Source organism: Aminobacter sp. LjRoot7, assembly GCF_964252895.1.
GTDB lineage: Bacteria > Pseudomonadota > Alphaproteobacteria > Rhizobiales > Rhizobiaceae > Aminobacter > Aminobacter aminovorans_B.
In genome coordinates this window covers 68529-90794 of the sequence record NZ_CAXUPX020000014.1, presented here as the reverse complement: position 1 = coordinate 90794, position 22266 = coordinate 68529, and the positions used below count along the sequence as shown (strand labels likewise).

General features: G+C 63.5%; 25 protein-coding genes. 16 read left to right on the top strand and 9 right to left on the bottom strand.

The genetic code is table 11. The features are described 5' to 3' along the window. The first annotated feature begins 58 nt into the window (after window positions 1–58). From pstC to phoB, 5 genes are all read left to right on the top strand, one after another. Entirely contained in the window at window positions 59–1525 is a 1467-nt protein-coding gene (gene pstC / locus ACSQ3E_RS27935; RefSeq protein ID WP_436125158.1) for a phosphate ABC transporter permease subunit PstC, read from the top strand. Further along, on the top strand, window positions 1522–2838 hold the full coding sequence (gene pstA, locus ACSQ3E_RS27930; protein WP_310321467.1) for a phosphate ABC transporter permease PstA: 1317 nt from the start codon (window positions 1522–1524) through the stop codon (window positions 2836–2838). The genes pstC and pstA overlap by 4 nt, the downstream gene beginning before the upstream one ends. A 24-nt stretch (window positions 2839–2862) precedes the next feature. Continuing rightward, window positions 2863–3687, top strand: a complete 825-nt coding sequence (gene pstB / locus ACSQ3E_RS27925) for a phosphate ABC transporter ATP-binding protein PstB (protein WP_436125157.1) — start codon at window positions 2863–2865, stop codon at window positions 3685–3687. 38 nt (window positions 3688–3725) lie between these two features. Then, window positions 3726–4430 (top strand): phosphate signaling complex protein PhoU, encoded by a 705-nt coding sequence (phoU, locus tag ACSQ3E_RS27920; protein ID WP_436125156.1) that lies wholly within the window; start codon window positions 3726–3728, stop codon window positions 4428–4430. A gap of 98 nt (window positions 4431–4528) precedes the next feature. Next, a complete protein-coding gene (gene phoB, locus ACSQ3E_RS27915; RefSeq protein ID WP_067957297.1) occupies window positions 4529–5218 on the top strand; it encodes a phosphate regulon transcriptional regulator PhoB in 690 nt (229 codons plus the stop codon). Window positions 5219–5248: 30 nt separating this feature from the next. On the opposite strand, the gene ACSQ3E_RS27910 is transcribed toward phoB, so the two are convergent. Then, window positions 5249–6490, bottom strand: coding sequence for an ROK family protein (locus ACSQ3E_RS27910; protein WP_436125155.1), 1242 nt, complete (start codon window positions 6488–6490; stop codon window positions 5249–5251). Window positions 6491–6739: 249 nt separating this feature from the next. On the opposite strand from ACSQ3E_RS27910, the gene xylF reads away from it, so the two are divergent. From xylF to ACSQ3E_RS27890, 4 genes are all read left to right on the top strand, one after another. After that, on the top strand, window positions 6740–7780 hold the full coding sequence (gene xylF, locus ACSQ3E_RS27905; RefSeq protein WP_436125154.1) for a D-xylose ABC transporter substrate-binding protein: 1041 nt from the start codon (window positions 6740–6742) through the stop codon (window positions 7778–7780). Window positions 7781–7920: 140 nt separating this feature from the next. Beyond that, window positions 7921–9273 (top strand): sugar ABC transporter permease, encoded by a 1353-nt coding sequence (locus tag ACSQ3E_RS27900; RefSeq protein ID WP_436125153.1) that lies wholly within the window; start codon window positions 7921–7923, stop codon window positions 9271–9273. A gap of 21 nt (window positions 9274–9294) precedes the next feature. Continuing rightward, window positions 9295–10083 carry an ATP-binding cassette domain-containing protein gene (locus tag ACSQ3E_RS27895; RefSeq protein WP_436125152.1) on the top strand — a complete coding sequence of 263 codons (789 nt, stop codon included), beginning with the start codon at window positions 9295–9297 and terminating at the stop codon, window positions 10081–10083. A gap of 118 nt (window positions 10084–10201) precedes the next feature. Next, entirely contained in the window at window positions 10202–11803 is a 1602-nt protein-coding gene (locus tag ACSQ3E_RS27890; protein WP_436125151.1) for a CHASE domain-containing protein, read from the top strand. A 68-nt stretch (window positions 11804–11871) separates the two neighbouring features. On the opposite strand, the gene ACSQ3E_RS27885 is transcribed toward ACSQ3E_RS27890, so the two are convergent. The 5 genes from ACSQ3E_RS27885 to ACSQ3E_RS27865 all read right to left on the bottom strand — a co-directional run bounded on the left by ACSQ3E_RS27885 (window position 11872) and on the right by ACSQ3E_RS27865 (window position 14912). Further along, window positions 11872–12117, bottom strand: coding sequence for a YMGG-like glycine zipper-containing protein (locus ACSQ3E_RS27885; RefSeq protein WP_067957313.1), 246 nt, complete (start codon window positions 12115–12117; stop codon window positions 11872–11874). A 160-nt stretch (window positions 12118–12277) separates the two neighbouring features. Then, entirely contained in the window at window positions 12278–12598 is a 321-nt protein-coding gene (locus ACSQ3E_RS27880) for a hypothetical protein (protein ID WP_436125150.1), read from the bottom strand. Between the two features lie 98 nt (window positions 12599–12696). Beyond that, window positions 12697–13707 carry a sensor histidine kinase gene (locus ACSQ3E_RS27875; protein ID WP_436125149.1) on the bottom strand — a complete coding sequence of 337 codons (1011 nt, stop codon included), beginning with the start codon at window positions 13705–13707 and terminating at the stop codon, window positions 12697–12699. Between the two features lie 170 nt (window positions 13708–13877). Further along, complete coding sequence (locus ACSQ3E_RS27870; RefSeq protein WP_018429836.1) at window positions 13878–14042, bottom strand: DUF1328 domain-containing protein; 165 nt, start codon at window positions 14040–14042, stop codon at window positions 13878–13880. Window positions 14043–14117: 75 nt separating this feature from the next. Further along, window positions 14118–14912, bottom strand: coding sequence for a response regulator (locus tag ACSQ3E_RS27865; RefSeq protein WP_436125148.1), 795 nt, complete (start codon window positions 14910–14912; stop codon window positions 14118–14120). A 195-nt stretch (window positions 14913–15107) separates the two neighbouring features. Between ACSQ3E_RS27865 and ACSQ3E_RS27860 the strand changes: the two genes are divergently transcribed. Both ACSQ3E_RS27860 and ACSQ3E_RS27855 read left to right on the top strand, forming a co-directional pair. Beyond that, window positions 15108–15305 (top strand): NepR family anti-sigma factor, encoded by a 198-nt coding sequence (locus ACSQ3E_RS27860; protein WP_154385735.1) that lies wholly within the window; start codon window positions 15108–15110, stop codon window positions 15303–15305. Window positions 15306–15311: 6 nt separating this feature from the next. Then, window positions 15312–15860 carry a sigma-70 family RNA polymerase sigma factor gene (locus ACSQ3E_RS27855; protein WP_310321554.1) on the top strand — a complete coding sequence of 183 codons (549 nt, stop codon included), beginning with the start codon at window positions 15312–15314 and terminating at the stop codon, window positions 15858–15860. Here the strand turns inward: ACSQ3E_RS27855 and ACSQ3E_RS27850 are convergent. Further along, the gene (locus ACSQ3E_RS27850) at window positions 15846–16229 is read right to left on the bottom strand and encodes a response regulator (RefSeq protein WP_310321556.1); all 384 of its coding nucleotides are present in this window, start codon (window positions 16227–16229) and stop codon (window positions 15846–15848) included. The two genes, ACSQ3E_RS27855 and ACSQ3E_RS27850, sit on opposite strands and share 15 nt — an antisense overlap. Window positions 16230–16388: 159 nt before the next feature. Between ACSQ3E_RS27850 and ACSQ3E_RS27845 the strand changes: the two genes are divergently transcribed. Then, window positions 16389–17150 carry a Crp/Fnr family transcriptional regulator gene (locus tag ACSQ3E_RS27845; protein ID WP_436125147.1) on the top strand — a complete coding sequence of 254 codons (762 nt, stop codon included), beginning with the start codon at window positions 16389–16391 and terminating at the stop codon, window positions 17148–17150. Between the two features lie 28 nt (window positions 17151–17178). Here ACSQ3E_RS27845 and ACSQ3E_RS27840 read toward each other — a convergent pair whose 3' ends face one another. Then, window positions 17179–18291 (bottom strand): AI-2E family transporter, encoded by a 1113-nt coding sequence (locus tag ACSQ3E_RS27840; RefSeq protein WP_436125146.1) that lies wholly within the window; start codon window positions 18289–18291, stop codon window positions 17179–17181. 123 nt (window positions 18292–18414) lie between these two features. On the opposite strand from ACSQ3E_RS27840, the gene ACSQ3E_RS27835 reads away from it, so the two are divergent. Beyond that, complete coding sequence (locus tag ACSQ3E_RS27835; protein WP_436125145.1) at window positions 18415–18741, top strand: DUF883 family protein; 327 nt, start codon at window positions 18415–18417, stop codon at window positions 18739–18741. 72 nt (window positions 18742–18813) lie between these two features. Next, a complete protein-coding gene (locus ACSQ3E_RS27830) occupies window positions 18814–19266 on the top strand; it encodes a hypothetical protein (protein WP_436125144.1) in 453 nt (150 codons plus the stop codon). A gap of 12 nt (window positions 19267–19278) precedes the next feature. On the opposite strand, the gene ACSQ3E_RS27825 is transcribed toward ACSQ3E_RS27830, so the two are convergent. Beyond that, a complete protein-coding gene (locus ACSQ3E_RS27825) occupies window positions 19279–20715 on the bottom strand; it encodes a sensor histidine kinase (RefSeq protein ID WP_436125143.1) in 1437 nt (478 codons plus the stop codon). Window positions 20716–20841: 126 nt separating this feature from the next. On the opposite strand from ACSQ3E_RS27825, the gene ACSQ3E_RS27820 reads away from it, so the two are divergent. Next, window positions 20842–21012 carry a hypothetical protein gene (locus tag ACSQ3E_RS27820; protein ID WP_310321568.1) on the top strand — a complete coding sequence of 57 codons (171 nt, stop codon included), beginning with the start codon at window positions 20842–20844 and terminating at the stop codon, window positions 21010–21012. A 211-nt stretch (window positions 21013–21223) separates the two neighbouring features. After that, a complete protein-coding gene (locus ACSQ3E_RS27815; protein WP_436125142.1) occupies window positions 21224–22165 on the top strand; it encodes a PRC-barrel domain-containing protein in 942 nt (313 codons plus the stop codon). The last annotated feature ends 101 nt before the right edge of the window (window positions 22166–22266 follow it).

Here is a 22266-nt window from a genome sequence, read left to right as displayed (position 1 = left end):
GAATATTCCGCCGACTGTCCCGTTCGGCACAGAGAACCGAATTCACCGAGGCCGGCCCATGTCATTCCTGCTTGTCTTCGCCATCGTGCTCGCAATAGGTCTGGCGGCCTTCGTGGTCGGCCGACAAAGGGCGCGCGCGCAGGACGACGGAACCGTCAAGCCGCACTCGCGGGCGCACTACCATGGCTGGTGGGCATTCCTGACCGGCGTCGTGCCGGCGGTGCTGTTCCTCGCCGCTTGGGATATCGGCGCCAGTGCCTATCTCAACAGCCACATCCATTCGTCCCTGCCGGCCGATGTCGCCGACGGCACCGTCGCGCATGAAGATCTGGCCGCCGGCCTGGTCAAGAGCCTCGCCAGCGGGCTGCGCAAGCTCGACAGCCAGACGCTTGCAGCACTGCCTTCGAGCTTTGCCGAGTTGCAGCCGATGCTCGCCGCAAAGGGCGTGGCGCTGGCGCCCGACACGCAGGACTACATGATCCCGATCGCAACGGACGCCAACCGCGTCTCCGATCGTCTCGGCATGATCTCGGCCGTCGTCTCGATCGGCCTCGCCTTGATAGGCGTCGGTTACGGCCTGAAGGGCATCAGCCCCCGCGCCAGGGCGCGCAACAATGTCGAGAAGGTGATGCTCTGGAGCCTGCTCGGCGCCTCGACGCTCGCCATCCTGACGACCATCGGCATCGTCTTGTCGATGCTGTTCCAGACCATCGCCTTCTTCGAGAAGGTGCCGCTGACCAACTTCTTCTTCGGCACGGTATGGGATCCGCGCTTCGCTGCTGCTGGCGCAGGCGCCAGCGAAGGCCAGTTCGGCCTGATCCCGCTGCTCGCCGGCACGCTCTACATCGCTTTCGTCGCATTGCTCGTCGCGGTGCCGATCGGCCTGATGTCGGCGGTCTACATGTCGGAATATGCCGCCCCCAAGGTACGTGCGGTGGTCAAGCCGGCGCTCGAGCTGCTCGCCGGCATCCCGACCATCGTCTACGGTATCTTCGCGCTCGTTACGCTTGGACCCTTCCTGCGCGACATCAGCGCGGCGCTGACCGGCGGCACCCCGTTCATCCAGGCGCAGTCGATCCTGACTGCCGGCCTGGTGATGGGCGTGATGCTGATCCCGGTCGTCTCGTCGCTCTCCGACGACATCATCACCGCGGTGCCGCGCGCCATGCGCGACGGCTCGCTCGGCCTCGGCGCCACGCGCTCGGAAACGATCAAGCGCGTCATCCTCCCAGCCGCCTTGCCGGGCATCGTCGGTGCCATCCTGCTCACCGCCTCGCGCGCCATCGGCGAAACAATGATCGTGGTGCTGGCAGCGGGCGTGGCGGCGAACCTTACGATCAATCCTTTCGAGGCGATGACCACCATCACGGTCAAGATCGTCAACCAGCTGACCGGCGACCTTGAGTTCAACACGCCGCAGACGCTGGTGGCCTTCGCGCTTGGCATCACGCTGTTCGCGCTGACGCTGGTGATGAACATCGTCGCCCTTTACATCGTCCGGAAGTACCGGGAGCAGTACGAATGACCGATATTTCGCTCGACACGCTGACTGCGTCGGCTGCCCGTCCGCGCCGCGACATCGGCCTCAAGAAGCGCTACGCCGCCGAACGCCGCTTCCGCCTCTATGGCGTGCTGGCGATTGCCATCGGCCTTGCATTCCTGGCCGTGATGCTGACCTCGATCGTTTCCAAGGGCTACACCGCCTTCTGGCAGACGACGGTGACGCTGGCGATCAACTTCGACGAGAAGGTCATCGACCCGTCCAACAAGCGGGCGACCGATCCGAACGTGCTGATCACGGCGAACTATCCCAAGCTTGCCGAGGCCGCACTGATCGAAAAGCTCGGCATCGACCCGAACGACAAGGCCGAGGTGCGCAAGCTCAAGGGCTTCCTGTCCGACAGCTCGCGCGTCCAGCTCAGGGCGATCGTCGCCGCCGACCCATCGGTGATCGGCACGACGCGCAACGTCGACATCCTCGCCGCTGCCAATCTCGACTCGGCCTTCAAGGGCCAGATCGACCTCGAGGTGCCGGAAAGCCGCCGCAAGGTGTCGGACCAGCAGGTCGAGTGGATGAACAAGCTCAAGGCCGAAGGCGTGATGGCCGAGCACTTCAACACCGGCCTGTTCAGCTACGGCGCATCGAGCCGTCCTGAAACCTCTGGTGTTGGCGTCGCCCTCATCGGCTCGTTCTACATGATGGTGATCGTGCTGCTTCTGGCGCTGCCGATCGGCGTCGCCGCCTCGATCTATCTGGAAGAGTTCGCCAAGAAGAGCCGCTTCACCGACCTGATCGAAGTGAACATCAACAACCTCGCCGCGGTGCCGTCGATCGTCTTCGGTCTGCTCGGCCTGGCCGTGTTCATCAACTTCCTCGGCCTGCCGCGCTCGGCCTCCTTCGTCGGCGGCCTGGTGCTGACGCTGATGACGCTGCCGACGATCATCATCGCGACGCGCGCCGCCCTTGCCGCCGTGCCGCCGTCGATCCGCTCGGCAGCCCTTGGCCTCGGCGCGTCGAAGATGCAGATGGTGTTCCAGCACATCCTGCCGCTGGCCGCCCCCGGCATCCTGACCGGCACGATCATCGGCCTGGCGCGCGCGCTCGGCGAGACCGCACCGCTGCTCTTGATCGGCATGGTCGCCTTCGTCGCCGACTATCCCAAGACGCCTTTCGACCCGGCGACGGCCTTGCCGGTGCAGATCTACATGTGGGCGAACGAGGCCGAACGCGCCTTCGTCGAGCGCATGTCGGGCGCCATCATCATCCTTCTGATTTTCCTCATGGCCATGAACATCGTCGCCATCGTCCTCCGCCGCCGCTTCGAGCGCCGCTGGTAGGGCATGGACAAGGAGCATCCTGCTATGAACATCATGACCGAAAAATCCCTCGACGACGCGGTGAATGCTGAGATGAACGCCAGAACGAACGAAATCATCAAGATGCGCGGCGACAAGGTCACCGTGCACTATGGCGACAAGCAAGCGTTGTTCGGCGTCGACCTCGACGTTCGCCAGAACCAGGTGACGGCGCTGATCGGCCCGTCGGGCTGCGGCAAGTCGACCTTCCTGCGTTGCCTCAACCGCATGAACGACACCATCGATGCGGCCCGCGTCGGCGGCAAGATCACCCTCGACAGCGAGGACATCTACGATCCCAAGATCGACGTCGTCGAGCTGCGCGCTCGCGTCGGAATGGTGTTCCAGAAGCCGAACCCGTTCCCGAAATCGATCTACGAGAACGTTGCCTACGGCCCGCGCATCCATGGCCTGGCCAAGAACAAGGCCGAGCTCGACATCATCGTCGAGAAGTCCCTGCAGAAGGCCGCGCTCTGGAACGAAGCCAAGGACCGTCTCAACGAGCCGGGCACCGGCCTGTCGGGTGGCCAGCAGCAGCGCCTTTGCATCGCGCGCGCTATCGCGGTTTCGCCCGAGGTGATCCTGATGGACGAGCCGTGCTCGGCGCTCGATCCGATCGCTACCGCCAAGGTCGAAGAGCTGATCGACGAACTGCGCGAGAACTACACGATCGTCATCGTCACGCACTCGATGCAGCAGGCGGCACGCGTGTCGCAGCGCACGGCGATGTTCCACCTCGGCTATCTCGTCGAGGAAGGCCCGACCGACAAGATGTTCACCAACCCCGACGACAAGCGGACGCAGGACTACATCACCGGCCGCTTCGGCTGAGTGGGTTTCGTCGCGGCACACGATACGAGGAAGAAATCATGGGCGAACATACAGTCCGGTCCTTCGACGAAGAACTCCAGCACGTCGACCAGCTCATCCGCGACATGGGCGATCTCGCCGGCGCGATGGTGGCTGGCGCCATCCGCGCGCTTTTGTCATCTGACCAGGCGCTGGCGCAGAACGTCGTGGCTGATGACACGATCATGGATGCCAAGCAGCGCGATCTCGACAATTCCGCGATCACACTGATCGCCAAGCGCCAGCCGATGGCGCAGGACCTGCGCGCCGTCGTCGGCGCCATCCGCATGGCGGGCGATCTCGAGCGCATCGGCGACCTCGCCAAGAACATCGCCAAGCGTGTTGGCGCCGTTGGCCAGTCGCCGACCCCGCGCAACCTCTCGCATTCGATCGACGCGATGGCGCAGCTGGTGCTCGGCCAGGTTCGCGGCGTCGTTGATCTTTATGTCGCACGCCAGGCCGAAGGCCTGAAGAACCTGCGCGCCGACGACCAGAAGATCGACATCCAGTACACCGCCGTGTTCCGCGAGCTCCTGACCTACATGATGGAAGATCCGCGCAACATCACGGCCTGCACGCATCTGCTGTTCTGTGCCAAGAACCTCGAGCGCATCGGCGACCACGTCACCAACATCGCCGAGAACGCCTATTTCGTCGTGACAGGTACGCAGCTGCCGCTGAATCGGCCAAAGGTCGACGAGACCACGACGACGGTTCCGGCCTGAGCACTTCCGCAACCGCATGCGTTTGGCGCGGGGGCGCTGCATAGGTTAAATCAGCGCATGGTCCAGAAGCGGCCATGCGCAAGGACAAGGTATAGCCGATGATCGCTCCCAAGGTCATGGTCGTCGAAGACGAAGAGCCGCTGGGCGTGCTGCTTCGTTACAATCTCGAATCCGAAGGCTACCAGGTCGAAGTCGTCACGCGTGGCGACGAGGCCGAAATCCGGCTCCAGGAAAACGTGCCCGACCTTCTGGTGCTCGACTGGATGGTGCCTGCGTTGTCAGGTATCGAACTGTGCCGCCGGCTCAGGATGCGCCCGGACACCGAACGCCTGCCGATCATCATGCTGACCGCGCGCGGCGAAGAGAGCGACCGGGTGCGCGGGCTTTCGACGGGCGCCGACGACTATCTGGTCAAGCCGTTCTCGACGCCGGAGTTCATGGCGCGCGTCAAGGCGCTGCTGCGCCGGGCCAAGCCCGAGGTGCTGTCGTCAGTGCTCAAGGTCGGCGACATCATGCTCGACCGCGAGTCGCACCGGGTCTACCGCAAGAAGAGCGAGATCAAGCTCGGGCCGACCGAATTCCGCCTGCTCGAATTCATGATGCGGCATCCGGGCCGGGTGTTCTCGCGCAGCCAGCTGCTCGACAATGTCTGGGGCGAGACGATCTACATCGACGAACGCACCGTCGACGTCCATGTCGGACGCTTGCGCAAGGCGGTCAACAATGGCCGCATGCCCGACGTGATCCGCACCATCCGCGGCGCCGGTTACGCCATCCGCGAGGACTAGCCGGGCTTCTGTCCCTTTCGGGATCTGGCTCTAGGCGACATCGGCATCGGCGCGGCGAGGTGCCGTGCCTGCGGCAAAGATTTCCTGATCGACGGTGAGCAGGGCGCGCATCATCGCGCCCTCGCGCTTGAGCGGAACCTCGTTGGGTTCGGTGTCGAACGAGATCGCCTTGGAATGCAGCCCGCCTGCTGTCTTGGCGATGGCAGCGCGCACATGCGGCTCCATGATGTCGAAGGCTGTTGCACCGACGCCGACGAAGGCGAGGGGGGCAGGGTCGAACAGGGCGAACATCGAGCCTAAACCGAAGCCGATCGCCTCGCCGGCCCTGCGGAAGGCTTCGCGCTCGGGGCCGTCATGGTCGCGGGCGGCATCGGCAATCGACCTGATGTCGTCGTCGGACAGGTCGGCCAGCGGTTCGGCGTTCTCGTCGCCAATTCTGGCGTTGCGCCAGATGGCGTAGTTGCCGGCATAGGCCTCGATGCAGCCGCGGCGGCCGCAGCGGCAGAGCGCTCCGTCGGGCCGGTGGACCATGTGGCCGAACTCGGCGCCCGAGGATTGCGTGCCGGTGAACAACTCGCCCTTGATGACCAGGCCCATGCCGATGCCGTGCGACAACAGGATGGCGATGAAATCGTCGCGATAGCGCACCGGATCGCGCCAGCGCAGAGCCTCGGCGATCATGTTGCAGTCGTTTTCGACCGAAACCGGGACGCCGAATTCCTGCTCGAACCGGTCGGCGAAAGGCAGGTCGTCGTGCTGGGTGATCGGCGACCACAACAGCTTGCGCGAAGCGGCATCGGTGATGCCCTGGACGGCCATGGCGATGCGCAGCACGGTCCCGCCGGAGGCAGCAGCATCGTCGATCAGCCGCCGGACCATGGCGACGCACTCGTCAATCAGCGCCTCGGCGGTCATCTTCTGGGTCACCAGCCGCTTCGTTTCCTCGACGACCGTGTTGCCGGCATAGTCGATGACGGCGGCGGACAGGCTGTTGAGCGAGAGCACGACGGCAACGATCGACGCGGCATTGGGTTCGAGCGTCAGCCCGACCTGCGGCCGGCCGCGCTTCATCGAAACCGGCTCGCTGACCTTGGCTTCGGCGAGGATGCCTTCTGAAATGAGATCGGAGGAAATCGTCGAGATCGTCGAATGGCTGAGGCCGGTGGTGGCGGCGATTTCGGTGCGCGACGGCTGGCTGGCACGGCGAACAGCGGATATAACCATGGCGCGGTTGCGCCGTCTCAGATCGTCGTGACGTATGCCGACCGACATGTGCTCGTCTTCCTCCCGGCGAAGCGCTGCCCTTCTTAAGCGGCAGTCCCTTACGCGCCAAGTGATTGTGACAGAGCCTGCGCCAATTGTCTCTATTTATTTCGGGCTCCGAAAAAAATACGGAGCGCGCGCGAAACCATGTTGACACTGGCCGGGCATTGAGTCAGTATTTTTTCGAGGCTCGAAAAAAAGAGCTTCTCCAAGGGCTATCGCGAAGTAGGCGCGCCCATTGGGCGCAGGGAGGAAATAATGAAAAAGTTTACCACCGCCATCCTGGCGGGTGTTGCCATGACTCTGTCGCTTACGGCAGTGGCTTCGGCAAAGGACAAGGTCATCGGTGTCTCCTGGTCGAACTTCCAGGAAGAGCGCTGGAAGACCGACGAAGCCGCCATGAAGGCCGCCATCGAGGCCGCCGGCGACAAGTACATCTCGGCTGACGCGCAGTCGTCGCCGGCCAAGCAGCTGACCGACGTCGAAAGCCTGATCTCGCAGGGCGCCAACGCCCTGATCATCCTGGCTCAGGACGCATCGGCCATCGGACCGGCGGTCGACAAGGCCGTCGCCGAAGGTATTCCTGTTGTAGGCTACGACCGCCTGATCGAAAACAAGGACGCCTTCTACCTGACCTTCGACAACAAGGAAGTCGGACGCATGCAGGCCAAGGGCGTGTTCGCCGCCAAGCCTGAAGGCAACTACGTCTTCATCAAGGGCTCGGGTGCTGATCCGAACGCCGACTTCCTGTTCGCTGGCCAGATGGAAGTGCTCAAGGAAGCCGTCGACTCCGGCAAGATCAAGAATGTCGGCGAGGCCTATACCGACGGCTGGCTGCCGGCCAACGCCCAGAAGAACATGGAGCAGTTCCTGACCGCCAACGACAACAAGATCGATGCGGTCGTGGCTTCGAACGACGGCACCGCCGGCGGCGCGATCGCTGCGCTCCAGGCACAGGGCCTTGCCGGCTCGGTTCCGGTCTCCGGCCAGGACGGCGACCATGCCGCGCTGAACCGCATCGCGCTCGGCACCCAGACCGTGTCGGTGTGGAAGGATGCACGCGAACTCGGCAAGAACGCGGCTGAAATCGCCTCGCAGCTTGCCGATGGCAAGAAGATGGAAGAGATCGCCAACGTCACCAAGTTCAAGACGCCTGGTGGCCTCGAGCTCAACTCGGTCTTCCTGACGCCGGTTCCGATCACCAAGGACAACCTCAACGTCGTCATCGACGCCGGCTGGGTTGGCAAGGACGTGGTCTGCCAGGGCGTGGCGGCCGGTTCGGTCGCAGCCTGCAACTAAGATCGGCTTCATCCGATCGGTCAAACGCCGCGGCTTGCCCGCGGCGTTTTTCAAAAGCGCCCGCTTCATGACATGGCGGATTGACCCTATCATGCGCACACCGGCTGCCGCTTAGACGGCTATCCGGTCGGGAGGTAACAATGACAGACACGACAACCAACGCGCCGGCTGACCGAGCGCGAACGACCGAACTCAGCCCGGTCGGCCGTTTCCTCAAGGCAACCGAGATCGACACCCGCATGCTCGGCATGGTCGGCGCGCTGCTGCTGATCTGGGTCGGCCTGCAGGTGATTTCGAGCCTGCGCCTCGGCGTCAATCCGCTCGATTTCGACAGCCGCACCTTCCTGACCGCCCGCAATCTTTGGAACCTGTCGGTGCAGGCGTCCGCCGTGGCGATCATGGCGACCGGCATGGTGCTGGTTATCGTCATGCGCAACATCGATCTGTCGGTCGGCTCGGCCGAAGGCCTGATCGGGATGGTGATGGGCTTTGCCCAGGTGCATTTCCTTGTCAAAGCCGTCGGCCTCGAGCTCGGCAATCCGTGGATCTGGGCACTGGCGCTTGCCATAGGCATAGCACTCGGCCTGATGATCGGCGCGCTGCAAGGTTTCGTCATCGCCTACATGGAGGTTCCCGCCTTCATCGTGACGCTGGGCGGCTTGCTGATCTGGCGCGGGGCGGCCTGGTGGGTCACGTCAGGCCAGACGATCGCGCCGCTCGATGCGACCTTCCAGCTGATGGGCGGTGGTCCGCAGGGCGCCATCGGCGCGACGTGGAGCTGGATCGTCGGTCTTGTCGCATGCCTGGCCGTGGTGTTCCTGCTGCTGCGCGGCCGCCAGCAACGCAAGCGCTTCAAGTTTCCGCTGCGCCCGGTCTGGGCCGAGGCATTTCTCGGCACCGTCACCTGCGGTGTCATCCTTGGCGCGATCTGGATCGCCAATTCCTACCCCTGGCCGATCGGCATCGTGCGTCGCTACGCCGAGGCCAACGGCATCACCATTCCCGAAGGCGGCCTGTTCATCGCCCACGGCATTGCCATTCCCGTCCTGATCGCGGTGACGGTGGGGATCGTCATGACCTTCGTCACCAACCGCACACGCTTCGGCCGCTATGTCTTCGCCATCGGCGGTAATCCAGAAGCAGCCAACCTCGCCGGTATCAACACACGCTGGATCACCATGAAGGTGTTCATGATCATGGGCGTGCTGGCGGCGATCAGCGCGGCGGTTTCCAGTGCCCGCCTGAACTCGGCCACCAATTCGCTCGGCACGCTCGACGAGCTTCTGGTCATCGCTGCTGCGGTCATCGGCGGCACCTCGCTCGCCGGCGGTTCCGGCACGGTTGCCGGTGCCATGCTGGGCGCTCTGCTGATGCAGTCGCTGCAGTCGGGCATGGTGCTGCTCAACATCGACACGCCGCTGCAGAACATCGTCGTTGGCCTGGTGCTGGTCGTGGCCGTGTGGCTCGACACGCTCTACCGCAAGCGCGTCTAACGAAATCCGGGAGCCAAGATCATGGAACAGACCCGTATCCCGCTCGTCGACCTCAAGAACATCTCCATCGCCTTCGGCGGCATCCGCGCCGTCGACGACGCCTCGGTCGACCTCTATCCCGGTGAAGTGGTGGCGCTGCTCGGCCACAATGGCGCAGGCAAGTCGACGCTGATCAAGATCCTGTCGGGCGCCTACAAGCGCGACGCCGGCACGATCATGGTCCGGGGCGAGGAGGCATCGATTGCCAACCCGCGCGACGCCAAGAAGTATGGCATCGAGACGATCTACCAGACGCTGGCGTTGGCCGACAATGTCGACGCTGCCGCCAACCTCTTCCTCGGCCGCGAGATCATGACCTCTTATGGCACGCTCGACGACGTCGCCATGGAGGCCGAGGCGCGCAAGGTGATGGGCCGGCTCAACCCGCGCTTCCAACGCTTCAAGGAGCCGGTCAGCAAGCTGTCGGGCGGCCAGCGCCAGTCGGTGGCTATCGCGCGCGCCATCCTGTTCAACGCCCGCATCCTGATCATGGATGAGCCGACGGCGGCACTCGGCCCCCAGGAGACGGCGCAGGTCGGCGAGCTGGTCAAGCAGCTCAAGGCCGACGGCATCGGCATCTTCCTGATCAGCCACGATATCCACGACGTGTTCGATCTCGCCGACCGCGTCTGCGTGATGAAGAACGGCCAGGTCGTCGGCACGGCCCGCACCGAGGATGTGACCAAGGACGAAGTGCTGGGCATGATCATCCTGGGCAAGTGCCCGCCCGGCGCCACACCTGGACCGGGAGCGATGCAGATCGCCGCCTGAACAGGCGCTTTGCCGGCCCAGGCGCCACCAATCTGGCTCAATGCACGATCGCGAAAAGCAGTTTCACCTTTGCGCGATCGTGCTTTAATGGTTCGTGGGTGACGCGAGCCAGCCGGAATTGAGAAAGTACTTTCCCAGTCTGATCTTTGTTGCCGTGACCCTCGTCAGCCTGACGATGGCCGGGCTCGTCTATCTGGCAACGGTAGAGGCGGCGCGGATCAAGTTCCAGTCGGTCGCCGACGATGCGCTCAACCGCATTGAGGGCAGGCTGGAATTCGACCTTGCCCTGCTGCACGCGACGCAGGCGATGTTCGTGGCGCAGAAGGGCCATCTCTCACGCGACCAGTTCCGTGATTACTTCGCCTCGCTCGATGCGGAGAAGAATTTCCCGAGCCTGCGCGGCATAGGCTTCCTCAGGCTGATCGACAGCAGCCAGAGCGAGACTGTCACGCGTGAGCTGAAGGACGGCTACGGCATCGACCGTGCGCTGTTTCCGGAGACGACGCTGAACTGGCGGACGCCCATCGTGCTGTTCGAGCCGATGAGCAAGGCCAGCCTCGATGCGATGGGCTACGACATGGCGACCGACCCGCTGCGCCGGCCCGCCATCGAATCGGCGATGGCCGCCCAGGGCGAACCCAGGGCGACCGGCAGGGTGCTGCTCGGCCAGGGCGACAACGAAAAGCAGCCGGGGATCCTGGTGTTTTCGCGCGTCGACCGCCCGGCTGCCGAGGGCCCGGCGCCGGCCGGTTTCCTCTATGTCGCCTTCCGCACGTCGGAGCTGTTCCAGGCAGCGCTCGGCAAGGCGCCGCTGCTGCCGGTGGCGGTGGAGGTTTTCGACGGGACCATGGGCGACGACACGCTGTTGTTCCGCTCGCAGGTGCCGCCCGATCCCAGCTATGGCAACGAGTTCTCGGTGACGCGCGAGGCCAACGTCGCCGGCCGCAAGTGGACCGTCAATTTCAAGCCGAGCACCGCGTTTGCGCCGCCATCACCGCGTGCCGCGCCGCTGATGCTCGGGGTTTTCGGGCTGGTGCTGGCGGGTGCCATCGCGCTTGTCGCGCGCTATCAGCAGCGAGCTTATGAGGCTGCGGCGCAGCTCCACGAGACGACCGAAAAGAGCCTGCTGGAAAAGGACCTGATGCTTCAGGAAATGAAGCATCGCATCAAGAACTCGATCGCCCGCGTGCTGGCGATGGCGCGGCAGACGGCGGCGCACTCCGAAAGCATCGACGAGTTCTCGTCGTCGTTCTCGGCGCGGCTTCAGGCAATGGCGGCATCGCAGGACATGCTGACCCGCTCGCGCTGGCAAAAGGCCGATCTCGGCGAGTTGCTGCGCATCGAGCTGGGGCAGGTGTTCGGCAAGGAACTGCCCGGCGACATGATGACCGGGCCTGTCGTGGAACTCGACGAAACGACGACGCAGGCGCTGGGCCTGACCTTCCATGAGCTTGCGACCAACGCGTTGAAGTATGGCGACAGCGACAATTCGGTCGGCGGTCTCAAGGTAAACTGGCGCCTGAACGGCCAGGGCAAGAAGCGGCGGCTGGTGCTCAACTGGGCCGAGCGCAACGCAAATGGCGTTTCGGCACCGGAGAAGACCGGCTTCGGCACCAAGCTGATCGACATGAACATCACCCGCGAACTCGATGGCAAGATCGAGCGGCGTTACGCCGAGGACGGACTGAGGGTGGAAATAGACATCCCCTATCGCAGCTGAGCGCCTGTGCTCAGGCACGAAAAAGCCCGGCGCCGACCAGCGGCACCGGGCTTTGTCAGTCAAACCTGTTAGCGGCAGCGCGCGGTGTAGATCTGGCCGCGGCTGTTGCGGTATTCGCAGTAGCCATTGCGCAGGTTGCGGACCAGCAGGCCCGAGGCTGCGCCAACAGCGCCGCCGATGAGTGCGCCACGACCGCCGCCGATGAGAGCGCCGGCAACTGCGCCGACACCCGTGCCGGTCGCGACGTCGCGCTCGGTCGTCGTGCAGCCTGAGATTGCAACGACGGCTGCAACGACAAGGATAAGCTTCTTCATGTGGTCAGTCCTCTCACTTTAACATCGCCCGGTGAATACTTAGCGTATCGGTCTAAAAATCGGAATCGTTTTTCCGCTCGCCGCATCAATTCAACGGCTTAGCGTATCCGCATGATGTCGGCTCCTCGGTCTGAAGGGGACAGGCTGATACGCTTGCGCATCAATGCAGATAGGCCGGCTTGCCGCTCGCCGCATCCGACGCCACGACGACGCTGGAAACTGACAGCGACGCTTCGAGCGAACCGTTGGGCAGCACGTTCCAGGTCAACTGGTCGTAGTCGTCTTCAAGCGCGGGATCGACCTCCAGGCATTTGGCAAAGGTGCGTTTGTCGCGCGATGTGAACGCGGTCAGAACCTTCGGCAATTCGGCCTGGCAGGCATCATATGCCTCAAACAAGGGTGCCGGTGCCGGAGTCTCGCGGCAGCCCGACAAATCCTGCGAGCAGGAAACGACCAACAGAAATGCTGCGATGTGTTCCATGACAAACCACCTCGGCCAAGAAACGGCGGGTGGCTGGCAAAAGTTCCGTGATCCAATCGAGCTAAACCGTTTGAATCTCGGGCGTCAGGTGCGGAGGGCTAATCTTGGTCGATTTCGAAGTTGGCGTGGGGCATGACGAGGCGGTATTGCAGCTTGTCGACGCCGATTTCGAGCTCGGCATTGCCGTTCAGCGCCGCCGGTACGACGCGTTCGAGCGCTACCGAGCCGAAGCGCTTCTTGCGTGCTGTCGCATCGGCAATCGGGCCGATTGCCTCCGACCAATGCAGCGCCATCTGCTCATCGCCATCGGGGCCAGATATCTTGCTGGCTGTCACCTCGACATGGCCGTCGGCGCGGGAAAGCGCGCCAAAGCTTACCGAATTGACCGCCAGTTCGTGCACGGCAAGGCCGATGTGCAGGGCGGCATTGGGGGTGAGATATGGATCCTCGCCCAGGATGTGGACCGCATGTTCGGTGTCGCTGCTGTAGCGTTTGACCTGGCCGATCACCAACTCGCGAAAACCTGCGCCGCGCCAGTTGGACGAGGTGACGAGATCCTGTGACGAGGCCAGGGACTGGAGCCGACCGCGAAAGCGCTCGAGGAAGACGTCTATGGAACCGGAATAGTGGCCGGTCTGGCTGGCGATGCTCTGGATGATGGCGAGCAGGTTCTTGGAACGGTGGCTGACCTCGCGCAGTAGCGCCTTCAGCGTCTGCTCGCGCCGCTTCTGCTCGGTGGTTTCGATGACGGTGACTACGACGCCCTGGACCTGTCCGCCCGGAGAATGGTCGGCGTCGATGCAGACATCGTACCAGCGCATGCCTGCGGAGTTGTCGGCGATGCTGACCTCAAGCCCGTCCGAATTGCCGGTGGCAAGGACGTTCTTCCTGGCGGCCACCAGTCGGTCGGCTTGCTGTTGTGGCAGGGAGTTGCCGACGCCGGGCTGTTCTTCCAGGACCTCCGACCAGGGTGGCTGCAGATTGTGCGACCACACCGTGTGCAGTGTGTGATCCTGGTAAAGCACGGCAATGCCGGCATTGCGGGAGACGTGAAGAAGAGCGGCGTCCAGTCGTGAGCTCTGTCCCATGGATGAGGAGGGATTGGCCATGCCACGAGAGCCTCTGCTCTTCTCGTTGCGGTTCAGCCGAATGATCTCGACAAGAACCAAATGGGACCGCCGGGTAACGCGTCAGTGCTGAGCGCTACCCGGCGGCGCTGGACTCCGACTGAGGGGGCCGGCTTCCAGTCTCGGGTTGGTTCTTCATGTTGCCAGCGTGATCATGCGCGCCTGAACAGGCCCGCGATGAGCGAAATGACAAGAAACGCCAGGAAGATGAAAAACAAGATTTGCGCGATGCCGGCAGATGTTCCGGCGATACCGCCGAAGCCGAGGGCGCCGGCGATAATCGCGACGACGAGGAATACTAGCGCCCAATACAGCATGATCTATCTCCTTCAAATGACGTATGAAAAACGTGCCGCCCCAAGGTTGGTTCCCTGAGGCGGGGCTAAAAAGCCCTATGCCGCAGCCTTTGCCTGTCTGTCAAAGAACAAAGCCTGACTTATCAGCGCCTTGACCATTTCAGGGTTGAACGGCTTGGTGACGAGGAAGGCCGGCTCGGGGCGCTCGCCGGTCAGCAGGCGCTCGGGGAAGGCTGTGATGAAGATCACCGGCAGCGGCGATGACGCCAGCATCTCGTTGACGGCATCGATGCCGGAGCTGCCATCGGCGAGCTGGATGTCGGCCAGGATCATCTTGGGATGTGTTCGCTTGAACAGCGACATAGCTTCCGCACGGGTGCGGGCGGTACCGACAACGCGATGGCCGAGGCTTTCAACCATTTCCTCGATGTCCATGGCGATCAGCGGTTCGTCTTCGATGATCAGGATGTCGGTTGCGACCTGGCGCGAGATTTCGCCGCTCGCTTCCTGCAGGAGCTTTGTGAACTCCACCTCGTCGGCGTCGAGCACCTCGGCGGCTTCGGCTTCATTGAAACCTTCGACGGCAACCAAGAGGAACGCCTGGCGCGGGCGCGGCGAGAGCGCCGAGAGATTGGCCGCAGCGCGCTTTTCCCAGGCGAGGCTCGGGCCATCCTGGGGCACGCGGATGGAGACTGACGTGAAAAGGCGGGCAAATATCTTGTAGAGCGCAATACGATCGTTGGAAGCAGACGGGAACACATCGATGTCGTCGATCAGTGCTTCGAGCATCGCAGCCACCAGCGCATCGCCGCTCTCCTGGGACCCTGCCACCGCACGCGAGAAACGGCGGAGATAAGGCAGGTGGGGGGCGATTCTCGTGGATAGTGTCATGATTGACGTCTCCCTCATGTGACGTTGCTGAAACTGTTGTGAAGCGACACACAACGCTTGGTCGGTGCAAAAGTTCCTCTTTTGTGGAACCTATCCGCATTTGAGGAGTTGGGTGCAAAATTCGATAAACCGACAAGGTTGTTGCGCGCCGTTTGGGGCGGGACGTCCGACGGGGCAAAAGGGCAAAGCAAGCATATGACAAGGCAGACAAGTGGCGCAGCCAGCGCCAGGCCGAACCGTCTTCGCGACGGTGAGCCTCTTGGGGCAAATTCTGAAATCGGCCGCAAGCTCAAGCAATATTACGATGAATTGGTGTCCGACGAGGTGCCGGATCGATTTGCCCAGCTGCTCAGCCAGCTGGAACAGGCCGAACCTGAGCAGCAGAAGGACTGACCGGGCATGGCAGCATCTCTCGGTTTCAAGGGCGACCTGCTCGCCACCATTCCTGGCCTGCGCGCTTTCGCCATGTCGCTGTCGCAGAACGCCGACAGGGCCGACGATCTCGTCCAGGAAACGTTGGTCAAGGCGTGGGACAAGCAAACGAGTTTCCAGCCCGGTACCAATCTCAAGGCCTGGCTGTTCACCATCCTGCGCAACGAATTCTATTCGCAGATGCGCAAGCGTGGCCGCGAAGTGCAGGACAGCGACGGCCTTTTGACCGCGCGCCTCGCCGTGCATCCTAGCCAGCCTGGCCGGCTTGATCTCGACGACTTCCGAAAGGCGCTGGAGCAGCTGCCGGAAGACCAGCGCGAGGCGATCATCCTGATCGGCGCGTCGGGCTTTTCCTACGAAGAGGCAGCGGAAATCTGCGGCTGCGCCGTCGGCACGATCAAGAGCCGCGTCAGCCGTGCCCGCAACAGGCTGCAAGAGATACTCGATATCTCAGGCGAGGCCGATTACGGCCCCGATGCGATTGCGGCGCAAGTGATGGGATCAACTGTCAGCTGAGCGGGCGCGCTTGCGAATGCTCTCGGCAACGGCCTCGATGAGGTCGGCGCCGGCATAAGGCTTGCTTACCAGGGTGACATCAGGGAAGTCGGCAAAGATTTCGTCAAGCTTGTCGTAGCCCGAAGCGAAAACGAACGGCACGCCTGCCGCCTCCAGTGAGCGGGCGAAGTCGAAGGTCGGCTCGCCGCCGAGCATGACGTCGATGATGGCGGCATCGTAGGACACGGCGACTTCGCGCGCTTCACGAAGATTGCCGGCGATGGCGACCTCTCCGGCGCCGTGGTCCCGGCAAAGCTGCTCGACATCGAGTGCGATCAGCGCCTCGTCTTCGAGCACAAGGATACGAAGTCCTGAAAGCGGGCTTGGCACGTCGCGGGGCACTCCATGGAATCGAAGCCGAACATGACGGCAGTCGCGCCCGCTGTCATTTAAAAAAGACATGCTGCGGCACAGTCTCAGCCTTTGATGCGCGGACGAGGAACCTTCGGCGCACCCAGGGCGTTGGCGGTCACATTCCTGGAGGATTTCATGACCGAACAGGGCGTTGCGACCGACACGGTGCGGCAGGTTTCGTGCGAGAAGTGTCCGCTCAGGTTGTTGCCGACCTTCCGGCCGTTCGACAAGGACGAACTGGCTTTCGTCAGCGGCTTCAAGCGCGGCGAACTGTCCGTCGACAAGGGCGCGACGCTGCTTTCCGAAGGCAGCAACAGCGCGCATCTCTACACCGTCCTTGCTGGATGGGGGTTTCGCTACAAGCTGCTTGAGGATGGCCGCCGCCAGATCCTCAACTACGTGCTGCCAGGCGACATGATCGGCCTGCAAGGCAGCCTGATGGGCGAGATGCAGCACTCAGTGGAAGCGCTGTCGCCAATGCTATTGTGCATGTTCGAGCGCGACCGGCTGATGGAGCTGTATCGCGGCTATCCCGGGTTGGCTTATGACATCACCTGGATCGCCTCGCGCGAGGAGCGCATGCTCGACGAGAACCTGTTGAGTGTCGGGCGCCGGTCGGCGCTGGAGCGCGCCGCCTATCTTCTCGCCTTCATTGCCAGCAGGGCGCAGAAGGTCGGCATGGACGGTACCGGCAAGGTGGAAATTCCGATCACCCAGCAGCACGTCGCCGACACGCTCGGACTGTCGCTGGTTCACACCAACAAGACGATCCGCAAGCTGATCGACCGCAAGCTCGTGCAGTGGCGCGACGGGGGCTGCAAGGTGCTCGACATCGAGGGATTGATGGCGCTTGCCAACTGGAGCGGCCTCGACGAAGGCGTCCGTCCTTTGCTCTGACGGTGTCGGCACGCTTTGGCGGCCGGGCCTAGCGCTCGTACTGCCGGTCGAGTTCGTCGACGCCCCAGTTCACTCCGGGGAGCACGTTGCGGATGATGGCGTAGCCGACGAGCAAGGCGGGGATGGCGATGAATCCACCGATGGCACCCCACAGCCAGATCCAGAACGCCAGCGCCAACAGCACGACGAAGGGATTGAGCGTCATCGTCCGGCCGATGACCAGCGGGGTGACGAACTGACCCTCGATAGTGTTGACGCCGAGATAGAGGATCACTGGCAGCAGGCTCGTGGCCAGGGTGTCGAACTCGGTCAGGCCAACGGCGAACAGGATCGCCACCATGACCAGCGGGCCGATGAAGGGCACGAAATTGGTGATGATGGCGAGCGCGCCCCATAGCGGCGCCGAGGGCACGCCGAGCAGGTAGAGGCCGATGCCGACGGTGACGCCCTCGGCGACGTTGATGACGGTGATCGACAGCAGATATTGCGACACCAGCCGCTCGACGTCGCGGAAGATATGGGCGACGCGCCAGCGCAGGCGGCGGTTGAAGCAGACCCTTAGGATGGCGATCCTGGTCTGGTCGCGCGTGGCGACGAAGAAATACAAGCTGGCGAAGAACAAGAGGATCTGGGCGATGACCGCGGGCGCCAGCGTCGCCATCGTCTCGACGCCCATGCCTTCGTCGACCGAGACCGACACGCCTTCGCCGCCGGTGACCTGGCGCAGCTGGTCGCGCATGCTCTTGAAGGTTTCGAGCGGCCCCTTGAGATCAGCCAGCTGGGTGGCGAGCTGGGACCAGATCTGCGGCAGGCGCTGGAGCCAGAAGCTGAGCGGGGAGCTGACCAGCAGCGCGAAGACGCAGACCGAGACGATGAAAAGCAGGACGACGATCGCCGCCGACAGTGCCGGCGGTACCTTGAAGCGCTCGAGCCGCGAAGCAAGCGGGCCGAGCATCAGGCCGATGACGACGCCGAGGCCGATGGGGGTGAGGATGAACTCGCCGGCATGAAGGGCGAAGACCGTAACGACGATACCGATAAAGATGATCGACACCTGTGCGCCGCGCGTGAGCAGGATCTCGAAGTTGGATTTTGGCGGCAGGCGCACGGTTGGCGCCTTCTTGATGGTGCGGGACGGCATCGACGATTTTTCCAGCTGAATGAGGCTGGCAAAACGTCTGGTGGTCGGCGATGGTTCCTTGGAGCGACGGAACCGACAAGCGCATGAGGCGTTTCGAACCCATCGAACGCAAGGAGCAATGACATGGCAGCAGCTGCAGGAAAGACTGGCAACGGCACAAAGACGACGCCGGACCTCGAGGCCGACATCAAGCAATTGAAGGCCGATATCGAGGCGTTGGCGAAGCAACTGGCTGCGACCGGCGAACATGGTTATGGCGCTGCGCGGCGCGCTGCGGCGCTGGGAGCAGAGCAGATGAAGGCCCAGAGCGACGCGGCTGTCGAGGCGCTGCGCAGTAATGCCCGTGACATCGAAGACCAGATCATGACCACCGTGCGCGAGAAGCCGGTGACGTCGCTTGCCATCGCCGCCGGCGTTGGTTTCCTGGTCGCGCTGTTGGCGCGGCGCTAGCGCGTCGGCCGAAGACAATCGATCTTCGGCAATCACGATGCGTAATTTCAAGCACCACAGGCCGGGGGACACATGCTGGCATCTCTGATCGCGAGTTTCGCCACCGGCGAGACGACACTGGCGCTGAGGCGGACGCGCCGCGCCGCGGGCGCCTATCTGGCGGCCGGGATCGCCGGCCTGTGCGGCGTGGGCTTTCTCGTCGGCGCCGCCTTCATCTGGGCGGCTGAGAGGTATGGTCAGCTCGAAGCGGCAATCGGTTTCGGCCTTGGCTTCCTGGTGCTGGCTGGGTTGATCCTGCTTGTGCACAAGCAGTTGGCCGGGTCGCGGGCCCGCGAGGATGAACGGCGCCGGCGCGCCGACATTGCGGCACTGGGCACGACGGCCGTGATGGCCGTGCTGCCGACTTTGCTGCGGAGCAAGGGCGGCATTGGTGCGCTGCTGGGGCCGGTGGTGGCGATGGCCGCCTATGCGATCTACCGCGAGAACCGCAAGCCAGACGACAGCGACGGCGTGGCCGGCGAATAGGCCTGGCCCGCGTCAGGCCTCAGCCGTTTCGCCCAGCGGCATCGAGATGTGGGCGCGCACGCCCTCGGCCGCAAATTCGTGTGTCACCTCGCTGGAGATGACCTTGGCGAGGCTGCGGCGGATGAGGATCGAGCCGAAACCGTGATGGCTGGGCGGGGTGACCTTCGGTCCGCCGCTTTCGGTCCATTGCAGCTCCAGCCGCTTGTCGCCGCTCACCGTCCATGACACTGCAACACTGCCGCCTGGCACGGCAAGGGCGCCATATTTCAGCGCGTTGCTGGCGAGTTCATGCAGGATCAGTGCCAGGCCCAGCGTCTGGTCAGGGGTGAGCAGCGCATCGGGGCCGGTGATCGAAATGCGCGGGTTGTCGTCCTCGTCGAATGGCGAGAGTTCCAGCCGCGCGAGATCGCGGATGCCGATGCCGCGCCATTCGTATTCCGACAACAGTCCATGCGCGAGGCCGAGGGCGCGCAGGCGCTGGCTGAAGGCGTCGAGGAACTCGCGCGGCTCGCGCGCGTGGCGCACCGTCTGGGTGGCCAGCGCCTGGACGGTGGCGAGCGTGTTCTTGACCCGGTGGTTGATCTCGCGCAGCAAAAGGCGCTGGCGCTCTTCGGCATTGCGGCGCTCTGTGATGTCATAATTGACGCCGAAGACCAGCGTCGGACGGCCGTCGGCATCGCGCTCGACGACGCGACCGCGGGCGGCGAGCCAGCGCGGCGGATCGAAGCCGCGGATGCGGTATTCGCCGGAATAGTCGTCGCTGCCCTCAAGCGCTTCCTGAAAAATCTTCCGCGTCTTGCCGATGTCGCGGCGATCGATGGCAACGACGATGTCGCGTGCCCGCATTTTCGCTGCCGGCGGCATGTTGAAGAGTTCGGGCAGCAGCGTGTCGCATTCGACGACGCCCGTGCGCGGATCCCAGACCCAGCTGGCGAGGGCAGCAGCTTCGAGCGCCAGCGCGCGGCGAGTTTCGGCATGTACCAGGGCCGCCTCTGCGCGCGCGCCGGCCTGCGAGCGGTCGCGCAGGACGACGAGGCTCCCGGCAAGTGCTGCGACATCCTGCAACTGCGCGAGCTTGTCCGGATCTGGGGCAGGGGGCTGCTCGCCGTCGAGGACCAGCAGTGCTCCGACGATACGACCTGAGATGAGGATCGGCGCGCCGGCATGCAGGAGAAATGTACGACCACGCGCTTCAACAGGGTCGTTTGCCAGGAACCTTTCTGTAAGGGCGAGGGCTTCAGCGGCCTCTGCCGGAGACATTCCGACATGAGCATAGACGACTTGCCGCCCGTCCGCGTCGGCAAGGGTCATCAGGGCTGCGGGTGTCGACATCAGCGTTGCCGCAAGCTTGGCCAGCCGGTCGAAATCAGGGTCGTGCTGCGCGCGGCTGCGCACATCGTTGGCGCTGTCGCCGGCGCTGCTTACCGCGTTGGTTCTGTCGTCCTGCACTTAGCCATCCCTCTTGGCTCGGGGAAACTAGACGGGCGCGGCACACTTGAAAAGCCTCGGCCGAAACTTGGGAACCATGCCGTGATGCTGTCGTTAGCCCTCCTGGAACCATTTGGGAGAGCAAAGATGACGAGGATCATTCCAGCCCGAAATGCGCGCCAGGGAACGCGCGGCCGTCACGTCCTGCTGGTGCTTCTGGCGGCGCTGATGCTGGCAATGGCGGCATGGGGTGCCGCGGAATTCTATGGCGAGATGATCGACAAAAACGCCAATCAGACCACTGCCGTCCCCGGCTAAGTGCCCTCGGGGAATGAGGAATTTGAAATGCTTGCAGAAATGCGAGTGACGCTTCGGTTCCCGGCATCGGCCGAAAATAAGCCTGCCACAAATTCGGAACCATGACCGGGTCACGACGTTGTGAACCCGTAAAGGGGCCGCGCCGGACCCTTCCCGCAAAAGACTGGTCGAGGCGCGGCATGCATGAAAACACGCACGAGGAGAGATTATCATGATCCGCAATCTTTTGGCCACGACCGCTATCACCGCCCTGCTTGCGACGGGCGCCTATGCGCAGGACACCACTGCGCCAGCGCCGGCTCCGGCAGCGCCTATGGAAGCTCCGGCAGCCCCGGTCCCGCACGCCGATGGCTTCCTCGCCGCAAACATCATTGGCGAGAAGGTCTATAACGGCACCGCCGACGACGCCGAGAACATCGGCAACGTCAACGACATCGTGTTGACCGCCGACGGCAAGGCCGACCAGCTGGTGATCGGCGTTGGCGGCTTCCTCGGCATCGGCGAAAAGAACGTCGCCGTCAGCTTCGACAAGTTCGACTGGGCCGAGAAGAATGGCGATCGCTGGCTGGTGATGTCGACGACCAAGGAACAGCTGCAGGCACTGCCCGACTTCAATCGCCGCGCCTATGATCCGGCTCCCGCGCCGGTAGCCGCGACCGATCCGGCGGCTCCGGCGACCGACCAGACGGCGCAGGCGCCGGCAACGCCTGAGGCGACACCGCCTGCAACAACAAATGAGACCGCCCAGGCACCCGCCGCCACGCCTGATGCAGCGACAACCGACGACACCAAGACGGCGGCGATCGACAAGTCGACGCTGAAGGAACTGCCGGCTGCCGACCTGCGTGCCGAAGAGCTGATGGGCACCACCGTCTATGGCGCGGATGATGCCAACATCGGCGAGATCGGCGATATCCTGATGACGGCCGACGGCAAGATCGATGCCTATGTCATCGACGTTGGCGGCTTCCTTGGCATTGGTGAAAAGAAGGTTGCGGTTGGCAGCGATAACCTCGCCTTCATGGTCGATGCCGACGGCAAGAAGTATCTCTACACGACCTTCACCAAGGAGCAGCTCGAAGGCCAGCCCGCTTATGACGCCAGCAGCTGGGCCGAAAAGCGCGACGAGCAGCGTCTGATCATCGTTCAGTAGATGCGGTGTACCTGAGAGGAGAGGCCCGCGCTTCGGCGCGGGCCTTTTCTTGGCGTGACAAAATGCTTGCGCAATTCCGGGCGGAAAACCGCCGCGCACTT

Excerpts from the sequence above, each read along its gene's own strand:
- pstC (WP_436125158.1), top strand. The coding sequence starts at position 59 with ATGTCATTCCTGCTTGTCTTCGCCATCGTGCTCGCAATAGGTCTGGCG.
- pstA (WP_310321467.1), top strand. The coding sequence starts at position 1,522 with ATGACCGATATTTCGCTCGACACGCTGACTGCGTCGGCTGCCCGTCCG.
- pstB (WP_436125157.1), top strand. The coding sequence starts at position 2,863 with ATGAACATCATGACCGAAAAATCCCTCGACGACGCGGTGAATGCTGAG.
- phoU (WP_436125156.1), top strand. The coding sequence starts at position 3,726 with ATGGGCGAACATACAGTCCGGTCCTTCGACGAAGAACTCCAGCACGTC.
- phoB (WP_067957297.1), top strand. The coding sequence starts at position 4,529 with ATGATCGCTCCCAAGGTCATGGTCGTCGAAGACGAAGAGCCGCTGGGC.
- ACSQ3E_RS27910 (WP_436125155.1), bottom strand. The coding sequence starts at position 6,490 with ATGTCGGTCGGCATACGTCACGACGATCTGAGACGGCGCAACCGCGCC.
- xylF (WP_436125154.1), top strand. The coding sequence starts at position 6,740 with ATGAAAAAGTTTACCACCGCCATCCTGGCGGGTGTTGCCATGACTCTG.
- ACSQ3E_RS27900 (WP_436125153.1), top strand. The coding sequence starts at position 7,921 with ATGACAGACACGACAACCAACGCGCCGGCTGACCGAGCGCGAACGACC.
- ACSQ3E_RS27895 (WP_436125152.1), top strand. The coding sequence starts at position 9,295 with ATGGAACAGACCCGTATCCCGCTCGTCGACCTCAAGAACATCTCCATC.
- ACSQ3E_RS27885 (WP_067957313.1), bottom strand. The coding sequence starts at position 12,117 with ATGAAGAAGCTTATCCTTGTCGTTGCAGCCGTCGTTGCAATCTCAGGC.
- ACSQ3E_RS27880 (WP_436125150.1), bottom strand. The coding sequence starts at position 12,598 with ATGGAACACATCGCAGCATTTCTGTTGGTCGTTTCCTGCTCGCAGGAT.
- ACSQ3E_RS27875 (WP_436125149.1), bottom strand. The coding sequence starts at position 13,707 with ATGGCCAATCCCTCCTCATCCATGGGACAGAGCTCACGACTGGACGCC.
- ACSQ3E_RS27870 (WP_018429836.1), bottom strand. The coding sequence starts at position 14,042 with ATGCTGTATTGGGCGCTAGTATTCCTCGTCGTCGCGATTATCGCCGGC.
- ACSQ3E_RS27865 (WP_436125148.1), bottom strand. The coding sequence starts at position 14,912 with ATGACACTATCCACGAGAATCGCCCCCCACCTGCCTTATCTCCGCCGT.
- ACSQ3E_RS27860 (WP_154385735.1), top strand. The coding sequence starts at position 15,108 with ATGACAAGGCAGACAAGTGGCGCAGCCAGCGCCAGGCCGAACCGTCTT.
- ACSQ3E_RS27855 (WP_310321554.1), top strand. The coding sequence starts at position 15,312 with ATGGCAGCATCTCTCGGTTTCAAGGGCGACCTGCTCGCCACCATTCCT.
- ACSQ3E_RS27845 (WP_436125147.1), top strand. The coding sequence starts at position 16,389 with ATGACCGAACAGGGCGTTGCGACCGACACGGTGCGGCAGGTTTCGTGC.
- ACSQ3E_RS27840 (WP_436125146.1), bottom strand. The coding sequence starts at position 18,291 with ATGCCGTCCCGCACCATCAAGAAGGCGCCAACCGTGCGCCTGCCGCCA.
- ACSQ3E_RS27835 (WP_436125145.1), top strand. The coding sequence starts at position 18,415 with ATGGCAGCAGCTGCAGGAAAGACTGGCAACGGCACAAAGACGACGCCG.
- ACSQ3E_RS27830 (WP_436125144.1), top strand. The coding sequence starts at position 18,814 with ATGCTGGCATCTCTGATCGCGAGTTTCGCCACCGGCGAGACGACACTG.
- ACSQ3E_RS27820 (WP_310321568.1), top strand. The coding sequence starts at position 20,842 with ATGACGAGGATCATTCCAGCCCGAAATGCGCGCCAGGGAACGCGCGGC.
- ACSQ3E_RS27815 (WP_436125142.1), top strand. The coding sequence starts at position 21,224 with ATGATCCGCAATCTTTTGGCCACGACCGCTATCACCGCCCTGCTTGCG.